Annotated in this window: 20 protein-coding genes; 7 read left to right on the top strand and 13 right to left on the bottom strand. The window is 71.1% G+C overall.

The window, feature by feature from the left end; genetic code table 11:
- Positions 1-5 precede the first annotated feature (5 nt).
- The 4 genes from NR792_RS08415 to NR792_RS08430 form a co-directional block, all read right to left on the bottom strand.
- Entirely contained in the window at positions 6-2,168 is a 2,163-nt protein-coding gene (locus NR792_RS08415) for a diguanylate cyclase (protein ID WP_375759549.1), read from the bottom strand.
- Complete coding sequence (locus NR792_RS08420; protein ID WP_139917371.1) at positions 2,165-2,446, bottom strand: septum formation initiator family protein; 282 nt, start codon at positions 2,444-2,446, stop codon at positions 2,165-2,167. Before NR792_RS08420 ends, NR792_RS08415 begins: the two co-directional genes overlap by 4 nt.
- Positions 2,447-2,529: 83 nt before the next feature.
- Positions 2,530-3,078, bottom strand: a complete 549-nt coding sequence (locus NR792_RS08425; protein ID WP_375761590.1) for a TlpA family protein disulfide reductase — start codon at positions 3,076-3,078, stop codon at positions 2,530-2,532.
- Positions 3,075-3,563, bottom strand: coding sequence for a Fur family transcriptional regulator (locus NR792_RS08430; protein ID WP_375759550.1), 489 nt, complete (start codon positions 3,561-3,563; stop codon positions 3,075-3,077). The genes NR792_RS08425 and NR792_RS08430 overlap by 4 nt, the downstream gene beginning before the upstream one ends.
- 238 nt (positions 3,564-3,801) lie before the next feature.
- Between NR792_RS08430 and NR792_RS08435 the strand changes: the two genes are divergently transcribed.
- From NR792_RS08435 to NR792_RS08450, 4 genes are all read left to right on the top strand, one after another.
- On the top strand, positions 3,802-5,037 hold the full coding sequence (locus NR792_RS08435; protein WP_375759551.1) for a hypothetical protein: 1,236 nt from the start codon (positions 3,802-3,804) through the stop codon (positions 5,035-5,037).
- Between the two features lie 25 nt (positions 5,038-5,062).
- A complete protein-coding gene (locus NR792_RS08440) occupies positions 5,063-5,383 on the top strand; it encodes an FmdB family zinc ribbon protein (protein WP_375759552.1) in 321 nt (106 codons plus the stop codon).
- A gap of 67 nt (positions 5,384-5,450) precedes the next feature.
- Positions 5,451-5,654, top strand: a complete 204-nt coding sequence (locus tag NR792_RS08445; protein WP_120530714.1) for a hypothetical protein — start codon at positions 5,451-5,453, stop codon at positions 5,652-5,654.
- Positions 5,655-5,708: 54 nt separating this feature from the next.
- On the top strand, positions 5,709-6,461 hold the full coding sequence (locus NR792_RS08450; protein WP_375759553.1) for a hypothetical protein: 753 nt from the start codon (positions 5,709-5,711) through the stop codon (positions 6,459-6,461).
- Between the two features lie 3 nt (positions 6,462-6,464).
- Here the strand turns inward: NR792_RS08450 and NR792_RS08455 are convergent, their stop codons facing one another.
- Both NR792_RS08455 and NR792_RS08460 read right to left on the bottom strand, forming a co-directional pair.
- The gene (locus NR792_RS08455; RefSeq protein WP_375759554.1) at positions 6,465-7,199 is read right to left on the bottom strand and encodes a PHP-associated domain-containing protein; all 735 of its coding nucleotides are present in this window, start codon (positions 7,197-7,199) and stop codon (positions 6,465-6,467) included.
- A gap of 58 nt (positions 7,200-7,257) precedes the next feature.
- A complete protein-coding gene (locus NR792_RS08460; RefSeq protein WP_043321624.1) occupies positions 7,258-7,533 on the bottom strand; it encodes a hypothetical protein in 276 nt (91 codons plus the stop codon).
- Positions 7,534-7,786: 253 nt separating this feature from the next.
- On the opposite strand from NR792_RS08460, the gene NR792_RS08465 reads away from it, so the two are divergent.
- From NR792_RS08465 to NR792_RS08475, 3 genes are all read left to right on the top strand, one after another.
- Positions 7,787-7,981 (top strand): hypothetical protein, encoded by a 195-nt coding sequence (locus NR792_RS08465; RefSeq protein WP_014397120.1) that lies wholly within the window; start codon positions 7,787-7,789, stop codon positions 7,979-7,981.
- A gap of 100 nt (positions 7,982-8,081) precedes the next feature.
- Positions 8,082-9,470, top strand: coding sequence for a sigma 54-interacting transcriptional regulator (locus NR792_RS08470; RefSeq protein ID WP_375759555.1), 1,389 nt, complete (start codon positions 8,082-8,084; stop codon positions 9,468-9,470).
- A 138-nt stretch (positions 9,471-9,608) separates the two neighbouring features.
- Positions 9,609-10,091, top strand: a complete 483-nt coding sequence (locus tag NR792_RS08475) for a hypothetical protein (protein ID WP_375759556.1) — start codon at positions 9,609-9,611, stop codon at positions 10,089-10,091.
- Between the two features lie 16 nt (positions 10,092-10,107).
- Here NR792_RS08475 and NR792_RS08480 read toward each other — a convergent pair whose 3' ends face one another.
- The 7 genes from NR792_RS08480 to NR792_RS08510 form a co-directional block, all read right to left on the bottom strand.
- Positions 10,108-11,073 (bottom strand): hypothetical protein, encoded by a 966-nt coding sequence (locus NR792_RS08480; RefSeq protein ID WP_375759557.1) that lies wholly within the window; start codon positions 11,071-11,073, stop codon positions 10,108-10,110.
- Between the two features lie 176 nt (positions 11,074-11,249).
- A complete protein-coding gene (locus NR792_RS08485) occupies positions 11,250-11,939 on the bottom strand; it encodes a hypothetical protein (protein ID WP_375759558.1) in 690 nt (229 codons plus the stop codon).
- A gap of 34 nt (positions 11,940-11,973) precedes the next feature.
- Positions 11,974-13,794, bottom strand: coding sequence for a hypothetical protein (locus NR792_RS08490; protein ID WP_375759559.1), 1,821 nt, complete (start codon positions 13,792-13,794; stop codon positions 11,974-11,976).
- Positions 13,770-15,548 carry a GMC oxidoreductase gene (locus tag NR792_RS08495; protein WP_375759560.1) on the bottom strand — a complete coding sequence of 593 codons (1,779 nt, stop codon included), beginning with the start codon at positions 15,546-15,548 and terminating at the stop codon, positions 13,770-13,772. The genes NR792_RS08490 and NR792_RS08495 overlap by 25 nt, the downstream gene beginning before the upstream one ends.
- Positions 15,532-17,679, bottom strand: a complete 2,148-nt coding sequence (locus tag NR792_RS08500) for a patatin-like phospholipase family protein (RefSeq protein ID WP_375759561.1) — start codon at positions 17,677-17,679, stop codon at positions 15,532-15,534. The genes NR792_RS08495 and NR792_RS08500 overlap by 17 nt, the downstream gene beginning before the upstream one ends.
- On the bottom strand, positions 17,676-18,218 hold the full coding sequence (locus tag NR792_RS08505) for a hypothetical protein (protein ID WP_375759562.1): 543 nt from the start codon (positions 18,216-18,218) through the stop codon (positions 17,676-17,678). Before NR792_RS08505 ends, NR792_RS08500 begins: the two co-directional genes overlap by 4 nt.
- The gene (locus NR792_RS08510) at positions 18,215-19,159 is read right to left on the bottom strand and encodes an acetoacetate decarboxylase family protein (protein WP_375759563.1); all 945 of its coding nucleotides are present in this window, start codon (positions 19,157-19,159) and stop codon (positions 18,215-18,217) included. Before NR792_RS08510 ends, NR792_RS08505 begins: the two co-directional genes overlap by 4 nt.
- Positions 19,160-19,162 lie beyond the last annotated feature (3 nt).

Here is a 19,162-nt window from a genome sequence, read left to right on the forward strand (position 1 = left end):
CCGCCCTACTCCGCGACCGCCGCCAGCTTCCGGCCACCCTGCATCTGCGCCACGGTCACGGACTGGTTCCGGCCGTTGCGCTTCGAGTGGTACAGGCACTGGTCCGCCAGGTCGATCATCTGCTGCTTCTCCATGGCGTTGTCCGGGAACGTCGCGATGCCCAGCGACATCGTGATGCGCAGCGGGCCCATCTCCGTCTGGAACACCTCCGCCATCACCGCCTCGCGGATGCGCTCCGCGATGATCTTCGCGCCCTGCACGTCCGTCTCCGGCATCACCATCACGAACTCCTCGCCGCCGTAGCGCGCGACGACGTCCGTGTCCCGCGCCAGCGTCTTGATGATGCGCGCCACGCCCTTGAGCACCTGGTCGCCCGTCGGGTGCCCGTACGTGTCGTTCACGCTCTTGAAGTGGTCCACGTCCGTCAACATGATGGAGCACTTGCGGTTGTACCGCCGCGCCTGCGCCAGGATTTCGTCCGCGCGCGACTGGAACGTGCGGTGGTTGAGCAGCCCCGTGAGGCCGTCCGTCGTCGCCATCCGCTCCATCTGCTCGTAGAGCTGCGCGCGCAACACCGCCTGCGCCGCCTGGATGGCGATGACTTCAATCATCCGCAGCACGTCCTGCTCGAACGCCGTCTTCTTGCGCGACCCCGCCACCAGCGTGCCCAGAATCCGGTCCCCCGCCACCAGCGGGAAGATCTTCAGCGCGCCCAGGCCGCGCACCTGCGTCTCCTCGTCGAAGATGACCTGGCGGTCCATCGCCTTGATGTCCCGCCCCGGCAGCGGCGCCCCGTAGCGCACCACGTTCGCGACCAGGCCGTTGTTGTCCTGGAACGTGCGCCCCTCCAGCGCCTTGCCCTGCGCCGTGACGCCCGTCATCCGCATCACGCGGTGCACCCGCTTGCCCTCCTGCTCCGACACCAGCGTCACCGCGCAGAAGTCCAGCCCCGCCAGCTGCCGCGTCGCCTCCAGCACCGCCACGAACACCTGGTCCGGGCTGCCCGCGCGGTTCAGCTCCTCGATGGCCCGGAAGAACCGGTCCTTCTCGTCGCGCGTCTTGCGGATGTAGCTCATCACCCGCTCTACCTCGATGGAGCGCAGCACCTCTCCGGCGATGGTGGTCAGCATCTTCTCGTCCTGGTCCGTGAACGGCTCGTTCTTGAGCTTGTCCGCCACCAGCACGCCGCGCACCAGCCCGCTGCCCTCCAGGATGGGCACCGCCAGGAGCGCCTGCACCGTGGGGCCGCCGCCCTCGTAATACGTGACGCCCTTGAGCCCCTGCGGCGAGTTCATCCGCACCGGCGCGCGGCGCTTCAGCACCCCGCCGATGATGCCCTCGCCCGCGTTGAACTTCTCACGCTGCACCCGCTCCGACGCGGACCGGCAGTCGTACAGCTTCAGGCTCCGGTCGTCCGACGTGAGCAGGAACGCCGCGCAGGTGTCCGTGCGCAGGCCCGTCTCGGCAATCTCCAGCGCCGCGTGCACCGCGCCCTCAATCTCCTTCACCGACGCGACCAGCCACTTCTCGTCGGAGTTCATCCCGCTGAAGCTGTCCTGCGTGCCGGAGGACACCAGCCGGAAGGTGCGCGCGCGCTCCTCCACCTCGCGGATGCGCTTCTGCACCGCGTCCGACTCCGCCCGCTTCGCCACCGCCATCCGCGCGGACAGCACCAGGTGGTACAGCCCCGCGAACAGCGCCAGGAACAGCGTGTGCGTCAGAAAACCCGTGACGTTCACCACCGGCCCGCCCAGCGTCACCAGGCCGTCGTACACCAGCGCCACGCCCAGCAGCGTCATGCCCGCGTTGCGCGGCAGGAACGCCACCAGGAACGCCATCAAGAGATACACGATGGGGAACAGCTCCCCGCCGCCGATGGCCACCACGATGAAGGCCGCGGAGATGAGCCCGCCGCCCAGCTCCAGGTCGTCGCGCAGGTCGATGACCGCGCCCACCGAGGAGCGCATCGCCCGGCGCCACGCCGCCATGCCAATGCCGACGAGCAGCCCGACCACCAGCCCCGCTTCCGTCCACCCCAGCGTGTGCAGGCCGCGGAAGCCGCCCTGCGCCAGGTGCACGAAGGTGGCCAGCGCCACCGCCGCGGGGATGGCGCGGAAGAAGGCGCGCACGAGCTTCGCGGGAGAGGGCACCACGGACAGCGAGGTCATGGCGACTCCAGATGGAAGACGATTTCGCCCGGCTTCACGTAGCCGAGCTCCTCACGCACCGACTGCTCCAGCGTCGCCGGGTCCTTGCGCAGCGCCGCGATCTCCTTGCGAAGCGCGTCGTTCTGCGCGGCCAGCGAGCGGTTGCGCTCGTCGAGCGCCTCCACGTCCTGCCGCAGGCGCAGGTAACGACGGAAGCCCTTGGCGTCCGCCACCGAAGCGAGGCTCAGGGCCACCGCCACCACCGCCGCCACCATCAGGAGCTTTCGCCGGGACGTCATGAGCGCCGGCGAAGGTACCAGCGGCCCCCCTGCCCGCAAGAATTCCGCTCCAGCCCTGTAGCACTCCCCCGCCGGGCCGGAAGTCAGTCCGCTTTCAGCAGCTTTTCAATGGCCTTCGCCACGTCCGACTGGCCCTCGATGCCCTGCCACGCGGCCACCGCGCGGCCGTGCTTGTCCAGCAGCACCGTGCTGGGCAGCGCCCGGATGCGGCCGAAGGCGCTCCCGCCGGCGCGCATCCGCTCATCCGACAGCAGCACGGGGTACGGAAAGGCGTAGTGGTCCGCGAACGGCCCCAGCACCCGGCCCTCGTCGATGTCCATGCCCACCGCGACGACCTGGAAGCCCTGGGGGCCGTACGTCTCCTGCAGCTGCTTCAGCGTGGGCAGGTCCGCCAGGCACGGAAAGCACCAGGTGGCCATGAAGGACACCAGCACCACCTTGCCCGGGAGCTGCCGGGGGTCGTAGCGCGTGGGCCCCACCGACGGCAGCCACAGCGCCCGGTAGAACGCGGGCCCGGCGTCCACCGGCCCGCTGTTCCGGTGACAGCCGGCCCCCAGGCCCGTCAGGCCGAGCATGCCCAGCGCCACCGCGCACGCGAGCGCGCGTCGTCGCACCGGGCCCACGCGGCTCAGGCCTCCGTCTCCGGAGGGCCGCCGCGGAGCTGGCACTCACGGCACAGGCCGTAGAGCTCCATCTTGTGCGACGTCACCGTGAAGCCGTGCTTGCGCGCCACCGCGTCCTGGAGCGTCTCGATGCGGTCGTTCTCGAACTCCACGATGGTGCCGCAGCTCGTGCAGATGAGGTGGTCGTGGTGCTCGCGCCCCGCCGCCGCCTCGTAGCGCGTCTGCCCGTCACCGAAGTTGCGCGCGTGCGCCAGCCCGCACTCGTTGAGCAGCTTCATGGTCCGGTAGACGGTGGCCACGGACACCTTGGTGTCCTGCTCGCGCACCTTGTTCCACAGCTCCTCCACGGACAGGTGGCCGCCCACCTCGAAGAACGTGTCGATGATGAGGCTGCGCTGGCGCGTGCTCTTCAGGCCGTGCTGGGCCATGTAGCGGGCCAGCACCTCGTCCTTGTCTTTCTCGGAATGGGAGTGGCTGTGGTGATGGGTCGTCATCTGCAATCTCTGGAGCACCCCATGTGTTGAGGTGGGAATGCCTGCTCCCGCAAGACAATTTCGCCAACCGGCCCCGGCAAGCGCCTGCTTCCCCGCTGACTACCACGGACTCGGGCGCCTTCGACTTGCGCCGCGCGTGAGCTGTTTACATTGAGGCCGGACTGGCTCATTGACACCTGTCTGGCCGCGAAGATAGAGGCATCCGCCCTCGTAAACGAGCAATTTTCCGAACCTTTCCATGATCAGTCCCTGGCAGAGAAGACGGCAGCCCGATGACGTACCCACCCCGGTGGCGGTGGCGGTGTCGGACTTCTGCCGACGCGCGAAGGCTCCGGCCCCCGCACAGCAGGTCCGCGAGGCGCTCGCGCTCCTCACCGAGGAGGAGGACTTCCGGGTCCGGGCCCTCACGGACGGTGAACCGGAGACGTCCCCCCTGGGGCCCTTCGCGGTGGTGGACATCCTGCGCGGCGTGACGCCGTCGCTCGCGGCCCAGCGCCAGGAGTGCGGCTACTACGACGTGGTCCAGGAGCTGGCCCAGGTGCGCGAGGAGAAGACGCCGCCCCCCGCGCCTGCTCCCTCCACGCCCGTCTTCGCCCTCCCCTCCTCCCCCGTGGAGGAAGCGGACGCCAAGACAGGCCGCCGCAAGAGCGCCAAGGCGGAGGCCGCCGCCGTCCAGGAGCGCATCGCCCCGAAGAAGCGCACCACCGACGCGGACGACGCCGACGCCCAGGCCACTCCGGCCCCGCAAGCTCCGGACGAAGAGGAGGCCCCGCGCTTCCTCAAGCGCGAGCTGCCCCGCCCCCGCGGCCGCTTCACCCGCGTGGAGGCCCAGCGACTGTCGTTCTTTGAACTGACGCGCGCGGAGGGCAAGGAGACGCTGGAGGCGGCCATCGAGGCCACGGAGCACCGCTACTCGCTGCTGCGCACGCTGGAGCACCGCTACAACGGGCCGCGCGGCGAGCTGACCCAGGTGGACATGGAGAACGTGCTGCGCCAGCACGGCATCATGGAGACGCTGGAGGCCCGCGAGCGCCACAACATCCAGACGGCCTACGCCTCGCAGCGCGGCGCCACCGGCCGCGTGGGCTGGGCGCTGGGCCTGTCCCCCAGCGAGCTGCAGCGGCTGGTGCACGCGCTCAAGCTCGAGGAAGAGGTGGAGGCCCTGCGCGAGCGCTTCCGCAACGAGGTGCTGGCGACGGGCCACCTCACCCACCGGCTGGATCTGCTCGGCCGGGACAAGTACCTGGTGGACCTGGGCATCCAGAAGCGCTTCACCGACGCGCTCCGCAAGGAGCTGGAGCGGCTGGCGAAGGATGCCCTGCCGGACGCCACGGATCTGCACTCGCTGGCCAACGTCGTGGGGCGCAAGCACGGCGCGCCCGCGGAGCTGGTCACCCGCGCCTTCGAACGCCTGAACCTGACGGAGGGCCTGCGCAAGCAGCTCTCCGCCCAGGCCCAATCCCCTTCGCACTGACTCATCGACACGAGGTACCCACCCCATGCCCATCTACGAGTACGGCTGCTCGGCCTGTGGAAAGACCATCGACGTCCTGCAGAAGATGTCCGACCCGACGCCTCCCGCGTGCACCGCGTGCGGCGCCCAGGGCACGCTGAGCAAGCAGGTCAGCCGCTCCAGCTTCCACCTCAAGGGTGGCGGCTGGTATTCGGACCTGTACGGCTCCACGAAGAAGGACGGCGGCGGTTCGTCATCATCGTCCTCCTCGTCGTCGTCCTCGTCCGCCGCGTCGTCGACGAGCAGCGCGCCGGCCGCCGCCGCTCCCGCGGCCGCGCCTGCCCCTGCGTCCAGCGACAAGTCGTAGCGCGCTTCGTCCCACCGCCCCCGGCTGAAAATTCGCTGGGGGCGCGGGGAGGCCGCACACTTGACGCGTGCCCTTTCCTCCCTCGAAGCGTCCCCCCCGTCACTGCGCGCTGTGCGGCCACCCGGAGCTGACGGATGCGCGGGGGCAGGGGCGATTCCTCCTGGTCGCGGACCCGCATGGCCGTGGCCCCGTGTGCCCTCCGCAGCGCGGCTGCCGCAACGGCAAGCTCGCGGCGACGGACACGCCGGCGCTGACGCAGGCCATCCGCTAGGCTAAGCAGGCACCTTGAAGTGCGCGCGTTCCATCCCGCGCGCCTCCAGGTGCCATGCCGCGTTCCTTCCGCTCGCTGTCGTCCCTGTTCCTGGTGCCGCTGCTGGCTGCCGTGTCCGCCGGCTGCGCGTCCGCCACCCGCATGTCCCCCGAGGATCGCGCCTCGCTGGACCGGACCCTCACCGGCCCGGACGCGGAGCAGTACCTGCGCGTCTCCGCCTACCTGACGCCCTTCTTCGGGGACGCGTCCAAGCGGCTGCTCACGCCCTACCCGCCGGAGGACGTGCGGCTGGTGGACGACACCCAGGGCAAGCCCATCAACCCCGGCCCCATCCAGGCCACCCTCCCCGCCGGCTCGCGCGTGCGGATCAACAAGGTGGAGTTCCCCACCGCGTGGGTCGTCACCGAGCGCGTCCTCTACTCCCCGCGCACCTGGCCGTGGGTGTACGTGACGGTGGAGGGCGCGCCCGCGGGCGAGCAGGTGGTGATGGTGCTGCCGCCCAACCTCGACCGGCCGGACGCGTTCCGCGTGGAGCTGGAGAAGACGCTGTCGCCCCACCCGCTGACGGAGCAGCTCAACGGCTTCAGCGCGGCGGTGAAGGAGGCCGTGCGCGCCAAGACGCTGGTGGCGGACATGCCCGCGGACGCGGTGCGCATGGCCTGGGGGCCTCCGGAGTCCGTGCGCCGCACGCTGGAGGGCACCGCGAAGAACGAGGAGTGGCGCTACGCCGGGGAGCGCCGCAAGGCGTTCCTCACCGACGGGAAGCTGGTGCGCGCGGAAGAGGCGGGCAAGCCCGTGTTGCCGTAGCGCCTAGCGCCGGCCGCCGCGGCGGTGCTGCTTCTTGCCGCCGCCGCCACCGCCCTTGCGCTGGGCCTGGGCCTCGCCCGGCCGGGTGAGGCGGGGCAGCTCTCCGGCCATCACCGGCCAGTAGTCGCCCTTGAAGAGCTCCTCCACCAGCTGCGCCTGGGTGAGCACGTCGCGCTTGAAGAAGGTGGCGCCGCGGCCCATCTCGTCCAGGGAGCCGCGCGCGTCGCTGCCGCCCACGCAGGGCAGCTTGAGCACGTCCGCGGCCTCCACGGCCAGGTCGTTCGCGGTCTGCTTCACCTTGGCGTTGTAGCCCTCCACCGCGCACAGCACGCCCGACAGCGAGCGCACGTAGTCCATGGCGGGGTTGGGCACGTCGCGGTCGAAGGGGCGGGCCGCGACGATGGCCGCACCCAGCGCCTTCACCTTGGGCAGGCACTCGGCGGCGCTCCAGGGCTTCTCCCGGTTGCTGCCCCACATCTGCACGGGCTCCGGCGCCAGCTCCGGCTTCGGGAAGAAGCAGAGGTACTGGCCCCGGTCCGTCACCAGCTCCAGGCCCACGAAGACCTTCACCTTGGACTTCGCGCCGATCTCGAAGAGCTCGTCGCAGCCGTCCTGCGTGTTGGTCTCCGTGAACGCCACCGCGTCCAGGCCGAACATCGCCGCCCGCTCCAGCACGGCGCGCGGCTCCAGTTCGCACCCCTTGGACAGATGGGAATGGGCGTGTAGGTCGATGAGCATGGGCGACGCGTGCCTAACAGGCCTCCCGGGGCCTGTCGAGCCCGCGCGCACGCACCGCTCAGGCGTACGCGTAGGACTGGAAGTTGCCCTGCTTGGCCTGGCTGTTCTTCTCCTCGTACGTGCGGATGAGGTAGCCCATCAGCATCAGCGAGGAGGTGTTCTCCAGCACCCGCGAAGGGTCCTTGGAGATGAGGTTCGCGCTGTAGTTCAGGAAGAACTGCGCCAGCTCCTCGCCCGCCTCCTTCACGATGAGGGCGTTGAGCGCACTCGGTTCCATGGTGCGGATGGTGTTGATGAAATCGACCGCCAGGTCCTTCTTCGTCTTCATGTCCACGGTCCTGCCCCCTCTTTCCGCCCTGGCCCTGAAGCCGGAAATGGCTCCGGGCCCCCGCCCCAATCCAAGAACCGGGTGCGACCGGGTGAACCTATGCATGCCGCCGGACCTGCAAACCCCCACCCCGGCCACGCTCCCCCGCTCCCTCATGGATCACGACTTTTGGACCGCAGCATTTTTGACACCCTGAAAAGGCGTGTGCGATAACCCCCGGTCAAGCCTTTTCTCACCACCGCACAAGGAGTGGCAGGCGATGTTCACGGGCGTGAAGGTCTTCTCCGCGACGAAGGCCAAGGAGCGGGAAGAGTTGGGTGAGAACGTCACCCGTTGGATCAAGAGCAACGCGGACCTGGAGATCGTGGACCGGGTCGTGTGTCAGTCCTCCGACAACGAGTTCCACTGCTACACGCTGGTGCTGTTCTACAAGCACGCGAAGCCGCCGGCCTGACGGCCGCGCAGCCCCTGGCCGCATCCCGGGCCCGACCTCTTCCGTCCACGCTCTTTTCCGGAGCGTGCGGGGAGGCCGGGCCTTTCCATTTCCCTATGTTATGGTCCGCGCCGTGGCGCGCTTCGGGGACGACAGCGGGGAGGAGGACCGGCAGCTTCGCACGGACGCCCTGCCGGCGATGCGCTCGGCGCGGGTGCGGGTGCGGCTGCTGGTGCTGTCCGGCCCGGACGCGGGCCAGAGCTACCCGCTGGCCCCCGGCCGCTACCGGGTGGGCGCGGATCCCGGCTCGGACGTCATCATCGCGGACCGGGCGGTGTCGCGCAGCCACCTGCTCCTGGACGTGCGCGAGGACAGCATCCAGGCGGTGGACGTGGGCTCGCGCAACGGCTCGTTCTGCGAGGGCATGCGCTTCACCACGTTGGAGGTGCGCCCCGGCGCGGTGCTCACGCTGGGCACCACGGAGCTGAAGCTCGTTCCGGAGGGAGAGAAGGCGCACGCCCTGCCCCTGTCCAACCGGGAACGGTTCGGCAACCTGGTGGGCCAGAGCCGGCGGATGCGCGAGGTGTTCACCCTGCTGGAGCGCGTGGCCCAGGGCGAGTCCGACGTGCTCATCCAGGGGGAGACGGGCACCGGCAAGGAGCTGTGCGCGGAGGCGCTGCACACGCACGGCGTGCGCTCCAAGGGGCCCTTCGTCATCGTGGACCTGGCGGGCGTGGCGCCGCAGCTGCTGGAGTCGGAGCTGTTCGGCCACGTGAAGGGCGCCTTCACGGGCGCGCAGGCGGACCGGGCGGGCGCCTTCGAGCGCGCGCACGGCGGCACCCTCTTCCTGGATGAAGTGGGAGAGCTGCCCCTGGAGGTGCAGCCCCGGCTCTTGCGCGCGCTGGAGCGCCGGCAGGTGAAGCGGGTGGGCGCCAACGACTACCGCTCGGTGAACGTGCGGGTGGTGGCGGCCACGCACCAGGACCTGGAGGGCGCGGTGAAGGCGGGCCGCTTCCGCGGCGACCTGTTCCACCGGCTCGCGGTGCTGCGCGCGACGCTGCCGCCCCTGCGCGAGCGGCCGGAGGACATCCCGCTGCTCATCGACACCGTGCTGGAGCGCATGGGCAAGCCGCCCAGCGCCCTGTCGGACCAGACGCGCGCCCTGCTCGCCCAGTACCCGTGGCCGGGCAACGTGCGCGAGCTGCGCAACGTGGTGGACCGGGTGGTGAGCCTGGGCGAGTCCGCGCTGCCGGACCTGCCGGACACGCCGCGCCCGCGCCCTGCCCTGGCGCCGGACCTGGGCCCGGAGGACACGCTGTCGCTGGCCCTGGAGCTGCCCTTCAAGGAAGCGAAGGAGCGCCTCATCGAGGGCTTCGAGCGCGACTACCTGCGCACGCTGCTGGAGCGGTGCGGCGGCAACGTCTCCAAGGCCTCGCGCGAGGCGGGCATCGACCGCGTCTACCTGCGGAAGCTCCTGCGCAAGCACGGGCTGGTGTCCGGTCCGGACTGACAGAGGCCCTTCGCCCCCACCCGGAGTCACGGCCGCCGTGGCCCGGGTGACACTGGAGTGGACCTCCCTGCCGGGGGTGGTTGTCGGACCGGGTTTCCGCCCCATCTTGGGAGCACCAACGCACGCGAGGTGGGTGCCATGCGCCAGGGATGGGGGAGGTGGCTGTTCGCCGGAGGGCTGATGGGAGGGCTCGCGCTGGGGGTCGGCGCGTGCCAGTCCCGGGACGGGATGGCCGTCGCGGAGAGCGGCATGGTGCCGGCGCTCGCGGCGTTCCAGCCCCGCTCGGAGGCGCTGGCGGACGAAGGCACCGGCGGAGGTGGGAGCGCGGGTGAGGCGGTGGCCGAGGACGCGCCGGACTTCTACGGCACGGTGACCCTCTCCGGCACGCGGAGCTTCACGGTGCGCGACGACGACGGCGTGGAGCGGCCGTTCGAGGTGGCGCCGTCCACGCGCATCCTCCTCGACGGCAAGCGCGTGGCCCGGGCCCAGCTGCGCCCGGGCGTGCTGGTGCACACGACCTACGGCGAGCGGCTGGGGACGTGGGTGGCCACCGACGTGGAGATCTACTCCGGCACGCCGTCGCGGGATTTGACCGCGGCGGCGCCACCGGTGAAGCGCTGACGGACGCGGCGGTCCGTCAGTAGACGGCGAGCGCCTGCGGCAGGTGGTAGCTGACGATGGTGAGCACGGGGATCTTCGGGCCCTCGTCCTCGTCGTCGGTGGTCATGCCGGAGGTGACGCGCAGGCCGTCGAAGCGCGCGAGGATGACGTAGTCGCGGCGGGTCTCCAGGAAGGGATCCGGCGCGGCCAGGCGGCCCAGGGCCTCGCGGCCGGTCTCCTCGGAGAGGTTGTCGTAGGTGCGCTCGGAGGCGGACTGGGTGGTGCTCTCGCGCGTGAAGATGGAGCCGCCCACGCGGCCCTCGCCGGTGAGCGCGGTGCGTCCGCCCAGGTCGCCGGAGGTCTCCGTCACGGTGTCGGTGTTGTAGGCGACGCCGACCTCGCGGCGGGAGCCCACGGACTGGAGGCCCTGCTCCACCAGCCACAGCGTGGGACGCTCCCCTTCCGAGCGCTGGTCGGCCACCTGCGCGCGCAGGAGGACGTAGCGGCCCCGGTAGGTGTCCGGCTGGGCGATGGCGGACGCGAGCGAGAAGATGGGCACCTTGCGCGCGTGGAGCAGGCGCAGCTCACCGTCCACGCTGCCGCCGCGCTGGGCCACCACGCGGGCGATGAGGTTGGCGGCGTCCGGACGCACGCGCAGGTCCTCCGCCCACGCGCTGCCCAGCACGGCGCCCAGCTGGGTGAAGCCGGGGGCCTCCGCGCAGACCTTCAGGGCCAGCCACGCGTCGTCGCGCGAGGACGCCTGGAGCTTGCGGGCGGCGCCCTCGCAGGCGGCGGGCGTGGGGAAGCGGGCCAGGAACGCGCGGGCGTCATGCGGGGACGGGGGCGGTTCCTCCGCGGCGACGGAGCGCCGGGCGGCCGGCGGAGGCGTCTGGGGAGGCGCTGCGTCCGTGAGGGCGCGATCCTCCAGGGCGACGTGGGAGTGCGAGGCACCGCAGCCGGTGGCGAGCGCACCCACGAGGGTCAGCAACGGAAGACGGGGCATGGCGCGAGGCTCCTTGAAGTGCGACGGCGCGGCGGGGCCGGGACTGCGAAGGCTCCGCGCGATTCGACGTGGCGCGGGGCGTGCTGGATGACGGACAGGCTTGAAGCAACGGCTCCTGCGACCGGCTTGCTCGCGCGAGGGCTGAACGCGCGGGCTCAGGAGCGACGGCCGGCGCGCTACAGCGCGGCGGAGTCGGTGTGCTGCTGGCTCGCGCGGGACGGCGCCTGGCGCGGGATGGAGGCGGACGGGGGCAGCATCATGGAGCAGGCGTCGTGGCAGCGGTCGTCCATGCACGCGAGCATGGTGGGGCCGGCCTGCTGCCGCGACACGGCCGCGTAGCAGCTCTCCCCGGTGCCGGGGCACTGGCTGCGCGCGGCGCACTCACAGCAGCTGGAGGCCACGGAGGCCATCAGCTGCACGTCCTGGAGCACCGTGGACAGCGCGCGGTAGCAGGCGCGGGCCACGGGCGCGAAGCGGCCCTTGGCGTCCACCACCGGCGAGTTGCCGTCGATGCCGCAGCGGCCCACGACGTCCGCGTACTTGCGCTCGCAGACGGCGACGAGCTTCGGATCCGGCGTGCCGTCCCGCGCGTTGCTCACCGCCTCCGAACAGAGGGCGCGCGACGCGTCCTTCAGCAGCTTCACGTTGGAGGCCTCCTGGTCCGCGTTCGCGGCACCGGGAGGCGGCAGCTCCGCCTCGAACACGCACTCCTTGCCCGCGCGCAGCGTGTCGATGGTGCACGCCCACGCGGTGGGAGACGCATCCACGAGCGGGGGCGCCCCCAGCGCTTCGGGAGGCAGGGACGACGGCGCGGGGCCCGACGGCGCGGCGCCGAGAATGAGCAGGGACAGGAGCATCGCCTTCATGGGTCCAGCAGCGTAGGCCCTCTGCCCCCGCCGCTCAAACGGCTCCGCCGGGAGGGTGTTCGTCCACCATCACGCCCATGGGTCCGGGCGGACCGGCCTCCGGCCTCACCGGAAGCGCCTTCGTACGGCCGATGACGATGGGCCGCTCGATGAGCCGGGGCGGTGTCGCCCGGGTGTCCGCCGGGTCCGGCACCCACACCGGCTCCTCCTTTCCGCTCCCCCGCTTCCACTTGCGCGGCACCCGCCGGAAGCCCACCGGGTACACCGTGAGCACGCCCTCCCTGCTGATGTGGAGCCGCAGGAAGTTCTTCCAGTCCGGAATGGACAGCGAGGAGAACGCCTCGTTGGGATGACAGGAGAACACGTTGAGCGACAGCAGCAGGTACACGCCCACCACCAGGGGCCCCACCAGCGCGCCGCCGCCCAGGAGCAGCAGCCCGCTGAAGAGGTCGCGCCGGAGGCTCCACTGAAGCCCCTCCGCCAGCGACGCGGCGACAGCGGACACGCCCCACGTGAGCAGCAGCGCCACGGCCAGGTGCGCCAGCCCATGCAGGGCGCCGGCGGTCTTCTTCCAGCGCGGTCCCCGTCGGCCGTCCGCGAACGCGACCGCGCCCGCCACCATCCCGGCCCCCAGCACCAGCGAGCCCGTGCTCTGCAACGCCGCGTTGACGACCTCCTGGAACGAAGGAGCCCCCAGGGTGCTCTCGTTGAGGTTCGCGGCCACGCCCCAGCCCAGCAGCGTGTAGACAACGCCCATGAGCGCGCTGAACCACGGGTTGAGCCCGGTGAACAGCAGGTTGCGCCAGGTCATCCGCTGGGACGTCTGCTTCGGCGGGAAGCACTCCTTCAGCTCGAAGCCGCCCGGCCGCTGGTCCACCTTCGGCAGGTGCGTGGGGTGCAGGAAGGCCCCTCCCCCACCCGCGACGATCTTCTGCCGCCCCTCCGCGTCCTCGTGCCGGCGGTAGTGGTGCAGGTCTCCCGCGAGGAAGACGCTCACGGACTTGCCCAGCACCTTCTGCTCCAGGAAGTCGATGTTGTGGTCCAGGAAGCCGCGGCCCGCGTGGGGCGTCACCTGCTGTTTGATCCACCCCGGCTCCGCGTTGCAGAGGATGACGCGATCCGTGGGCTTCATGCGCCCTGCCACCTTCTGGAAGAACCGCACCTGCGGCGCGTCCAGGTCGGATTCCAGCTGCATGTCCGTGCCCAGCAGCCACCAGCCGTGCGGCAGCTTCAGCGCGAAGTAGCTGCGCCGCTGCCGCGTATGCCAGCCCTTGGAGTGCCGGCCCTGGCAGAACAGGCGCGTGAAGGACACCAGCCCGTCGTACCAGTCATGGTTGCCGGGCACCGCGAACAGGTGCGGCCGGGGACGCCGCCGGTTCAAGGCGTCCTCGTAGGGCACCACCGTACGCGCCTGGTACTCCTCCACGCTGGCGGTCGGATAGACCTCATCCCCTCCGAACACGAGCACGTCACCGCCCTCCGTGGGGTGCGTCCTCCCGGAGCCGTCCGTCAGCACGAGCTTCGGCGCCATCACCGCGGAGGCCACCGCGTAGGTGGAGTCCCAGCCGTCGCCCAGGTCCGACACATAGTCCAGCCACAGCTCGTCGCGCGGGTGCTCCTTGTTGCTCTCCGAGTAGTCGAAGCACAACGGCTGGGGCTGCGACACCGCGTCCAGGAGCCGCCGGTCCGCATGCTGTCCGAACGTCCCCGACAGCAGCGCCTTCACGCCGGACTTCGCGAGCACGGCCGGGTCGAACCAGGACACCATCGGCTTGCCCGGAGGCGCCCGCGGCAGGGGCGCGGGCTCCGTGCGACGGCCCGGCATGCGGCTCACATCGGAGGCGCGGACGGCCATGGCCCCTCCTCCGGTGGTGCCCGCCACGAACGACCCTGCGTGTCCCGGCGGTGCGCGTCGATGAGCGCCTCCGCGAAGCGGTCCGCGAGCGCGGCGATGGTGAGGCTCGGGTTGGGGCCGGTGGGGCCCGGCATCATCGCGCCGTCGGCCACGTACAGGCCCGGGTGGCCGAAGGCCTCGCCCGTCGCGTCCACCACGCCCGTCTCCGGCCCGCGTCCCATGGGACAGCCGCCCAGCGGGTGCACGGTGATGACCCGGCTCACGTAGCTGAGCGGGTTCTGCACCAGCTTTCCTTCCAGCGTGCGAGCGATGTCCGCCATCGACTGGCGCAGCTCCTCGAAGTACTCGCGCGAGCCGCCCACCCGCCAGTCGATGTCCAGCATCCCGTCCTTCGTCAGCCGCATGTGGCCGTTGGGGAGGTCGCGCCCCATGCCCAGCAGCGGCAGCGACGTCGCGGAGCCCAGGCAGTCGCCCAGCAGCTCGGCGATCTCCTCGCTCACGTCGGAGTCGCTCGTGTGCCCCGTCCATCCGCGGATGAGGCGCCACGCCAGCCGCAGGCCGCGCTTCATCAGCGGCACCTGGTGCGCCCCCTCGTAGAGCCAGTTGACGAACTCCGGGTAGCCCGCGTCCTCGATGTAGTAGCCCCGGCCCGCGCCGCCCTCCTCCCTGCCCCGGAAGTGCAGCGCGCTGGTGATGACCGGCCCGTGCCCGCCCTCCAGGATGCGGGGCAGCTGCTTGCCGGTGCTCGAGTCGTGGCACTGGTGCATGAAGCCCAGCAGGTCGCCGTTGCCGCAGAAGCGCGTGCCCAGCTGTGCGCTCAGCCCCGGGAAGCTCCGCCGGTTCTTCAGGAGCAGGAACGTGGTGCCGAACGTGCCCGCGGCCAGCACCAGCCGGTCCGCCGTCACCGTGGTGCGCGGCTGCAGGGACTGGGGGCCTTCACGCGGCACGTCCTCCGGCGTGTCCGTGTGGTCCAGGTACCGCACCACGTAGCCGCCGCCTTCCGAGGGCCACAGCTCCGTCACCTCCGCGCGCGTGCGCAGCTCCGCCCCGGCGCGCTTCGCCGCGGACAGGTACGTGTAATCGAGCGTGTTCTTGCTGCCCGTGTTGCAGCCGATGTCGCACTCCCCGCACAGGTGACAGGTGGTGCGCGTGCGGCCGTGGAGGTTGGGATGCTCCTCGCGGATGGGCTCGCCCGGGACGGGCGCCTCGCCCGGGTTGCCGAACGTCACCGCCAGCGGCGGCAGCTGCCAGTCCCCCGCGCGGCCCAGGCGCTCGGCCGCGAGCTTCATGGCCAGCGTCTTCGCGGTGGACGCGTACGGCGGGTGCTCCAGCGGGTAGCGCTGCACGTGCATCATCCGCTCCACGGCGTCGTAGTGCGTCTCTAAATCCGCGCGGGTGACGGGCCAGTCCTCGTAGCCGCCGCCGTGGAGGTCCTCGTGGATGAAGGTCTTCTCGTCCTTGCGCAGGAGCACGTTGGCGTAGATGAGCGACCCGCCGCCCAGCCCCGCGGACACCACGCCGCCCAGCCCCTGGAAGGACCAGAGGTTGAACAGGCCGTGCATCCCCTTGCGCGGGTCCCAGAAGTTGCGGCGCATGTCATGCGGGCTGCGAGGGAAGGAACCCGGCGGATACGCCTTGCCGCGCTCCAGCACGCACACCCGCAGGCCCGCGTCCGCCAGCCGCCACGCCATCACCGAACCGCCGAAGCCCGAGCCCACGATGACGACGTCGAAGTGCTCACCCCTCGTGGCCATGCGCGGCCTCCCCTTCGCGCTCGCGCACCGGTGCCTCCGGCGCGTAGAGGTCCCAGAGCGCTCCCAGGAACAGGTGGCCGAAGCGGGCCACCATGCCCGCGCCCTCCACGCCCCCTCGCGACGAGCGCATGCTGGAGACCAGGTGGAGCAGCTCCCGCATGCCCAGCACCAGCACGCCCGCGCCCACCACCGGGCCTCTCGCGTCCGGGCCCTCATGCAGGTAGCTGTAGAGCCGCGTGGTGTCTCGCCAGAGGTCGGGGCCCGGGTCGTCGCGCAGCGTCTTCGTGCCGTCCAGGTAGTAGTCCTGGCCGTTGGCCTGGAAGCGCAGGCCGTAGGTCATGATCTTCGTGCGCGGATCATCCGTGGAGCGGAAGAGGTTGAAGCGCCCCTCGCGCACGGGCAGGTCCATGCCCAGCGGCTTGTACTGCACGTGCGCCACCAGCCGGGCCGCGTGGTCGGCGTCGCGGATGAACGCCTCCATGTCGTCGATGGTGATGGTGCAGTGCATGGTGAAGGGCGTGGAGCGCCCGTCATGGGCGCCGGCCTCGGGGTCGGTGGTGCCCATCGCGAGGGGGCCGGACATGGTCTCGCGGAAGCTCAGGTCATAGGCGGGTTCGGTCATCTGGGTGATCTCCGGAGTGAGGGGCAGGCCCTGGGCGCCCGCCACCGACAGGTAGCGCCAGGCGTCCGAGTAGCCCTGGTCGATGAGGGTCGCCGCCGTGACGTGGCCCGCGTAGAAGTCCGGATCCAGCGGCAGCGGGTGCTCCGGCTTGATGAGGTGCACGGTGATGGGCCGCGCGTGGCCCGGCACGTGCTCGCCCGCGAGGATGCGCGCGTTGAGCTCGCGCACCTGCTCCAGCTCCGCGAAGAGCGCGCCGTTCGCGCTCAGCTCGATCATGTGGACGTACTGGTGGAAGAAGCCGTCCTGGTACCGGGGCGTGTTGCCGATGCACCAGACGACCCACACCTCGTCCGCGCCCCGGCGCACGGCCTCCATCACGTTGGCGTCCTGGATCCACACCGAGTCCAGGTACAGGTGGCCGTCCCTCGCCACGGGGGGCATGAAGAGCGGCAGGGAGATGCCCGCCACCAGCAGGTCGCGGTCCACCTCCGTGTGCGGGATGACCTCGTTCGTCTTCCGGGCGAAGTCACAGACGTTGAAGGTGCCCGAGCGGTCCCGGTTCGCGCGGATGGCGTCCACGTCCACGCCCAGGTGCGGGAAGATGTGCTGGATGATTCCGTCCGCGTCCCCCAGTGCGTGGAGCTTCCAGGGCCGCGCGTAGTCGTCCAGCGGCATCAGCGACACGAAGTCCTTCACGTCCAGCGTCCGCCACCGCTCGCACATCTCCGCGGGGGACTGGCCGGACAGCCACATCGCCAGGGTGATGATGCCGCCCGACGTGCCGTCCGCGTGGGCGAAGGACAGCCGCGCGTCCGTCAGCGCGCGCAGCACACCCGCCTGCCACGCGACGCGCATGCCGCCCCCCGCGAGCACGAGCGAGCGCCGGGGCGCCTCCGCCGGCGACGCCTGGACTCCCGAGCCCTCCCCGAGCACCCGCAGGGGCTGCCCCAACGGCTTGGGCTCGCGGGTCGCGTCCGCCACGCGCAGCGTGCTGACGGACGGGCTGATGGGCTCCCTGGCAGGCTCCCTGGTGGGCTCCGGAGCCGCCTCCTCCGTCCGCTGGGGCTTGAGCACGGAGATGATCTGCTCGCGCTGGCGCAGCGACGCGTAGAACCCCAGCACCAGCACGGCGCACACCCCGTCGAACGCCGCCACCGCCAGCGCCAGCGGCGACAGCAGGTCGCGCCCCACACCGATCGCCACCATCACGCAGGCCCCCACCTTCTGGAGGCCCGTCCACAGGAAGGCGGCCGGGTTCGCACGGGGCTCATGCAGGCCGTGCAGGAGCAGGCCGCCGAACAGCACCATGAACATCCCCACGATGCGGAAGAAGTGCGCGGGCGCGGCGGACGCATCCGCGTGCAGCAGGCGCAGCTCCACCCCCGGCAGGAGCATCTGCACCGCGCCGGTCACCAGGGTGATCCACCCGATGGCCGCGAGCGTCCAGCGCCAGGGGCGCCCGTTGACGCGGGCCTGGCGCTCCAGCCATCGCGACGAGGCCGGGCTCATGCGTGGGCCTCCCGCCGTGGCGGCACGGACAGCCCGTAGCGCACGCGCGTCCTCGCGGGTTGCTCCGCGCGCAGCACCCGGTGCACGAAGTAGCCCAGCGTCAACAGCCACTGCACCGTCCACAGCCCCACGCGGATGCGGTTCATCCGCATCCACGCGCCCAGCACCTCGGTCAGCCGCTCAGGCGACGTGATGCCGGCCGCCATCTCGTCGTTGTACGGGAAGATGTAGATGCGCGTGAGCAGCGTGGCCACCACCACCGCCAGCAGCACGCCCAGCGGATACCAGCGCAGGGCCGTCTTGCGCTCGCGCCACGCCAGCACCCCGGCCGACAGCAGCATCACCGCCGTCATCCAGGTGAAGAACCGCGTGGCCGCCTGCACCTGCGGCACGAACTGCAGGTAGTAGTTGTCCACCGTGAGCTGGGGCGCGATGGGGAACGTGAAGAGGATGAGCGACCAGCCCGTGCCCAGGTACATGGACGTGCACAGGAACAGCAGGCACGCGTTCGCCAGGTCGAAGTGGCCGCCGCGCTTCATGACCGCGCTTCCTCACGCGAACGCACTTCATCATGGAGCGGCACCACGTCCTGGAGCACCCTCGGTGGCGCCCCATCCGCCTCCGGAGGCGGCATGGGCGTCTGGTCCTGGCCCAGGTCCACCACGCTCTCCAGCCCCTCCGGGTACGTGGCCTCGGGGAGGGTGGGCTGGGTGAGGAACCACGCCTCGAAGTGGTCATCCAGCACGCCGCTGGACGACGGGAAGAACCCGGTGAAGAAGGCGCGGGGGGAAATGCTCAGGTCCCGCAGCGCCTGGATGCGCGGATGGTCCCCCAGCTCCAACGTCCCCCACGCGTGCTTGCCCAACCGGAAGCCGAACCGGCCCCGGAAGTAGATGGTGGACTTCATCAACATGCCCCGGAAGGCGCAGTAGTTCACCGCCGCCATCCGCAGCGGCAGCCACGGGAACCTCGGGCGCTCGATGCGCACGCGCACCGCCTGCTGGCCGCCCTCCTCGTAGCGGCTGCTCACGGAGCCGTCCTCCATCCGGAAGTCCAGCCGGGCCAGGTGCTTGGGCATGCCCCAGATGCCCTTGCCGCCCTTCACGGACACCTCCGTGTTCACCGGCAGGTCCACCACGTACTGCCCCACGCCGAAGTGCTTCTGGAACAGCAGCGGCAACAGCGGCGGCGCGGGCCTGCGCCCGTGCGTGCACGCCAGCGCGATGCTGAACTCGATGTACGCGCCAATGTCCGTCTGCTTGTAGTCGATGACGGAGATGAGCAGCACCGCCCGGTCGCGCGACACGCGCAGCGGGTGCAGCTCGTTGCCGGGCAGCAGGCTGGCCGCGCGGCGCGCGTCCACCGTGAAGGCGGCCATCAGCGCCGGGGCGCCTTTCGAATCCACCGGCAGCGCGTACGGGATGCCGTCCACCCGCGAGTAGCGGCCGGACTGTCTCTGGATGCGTCGGGGGAGGAACATGGC

It is taken from the genome of Corallococcus exercitus (genome assembly GCF_042231735.1).
In the GTDB taxonomy this organism is placed as follows: domain Bacteria; phylum Myxococcota; class Myxococcia; order Myxococcales; family Myxococcaceae; genus Corallococcus; species Corallococcus exercitus_B.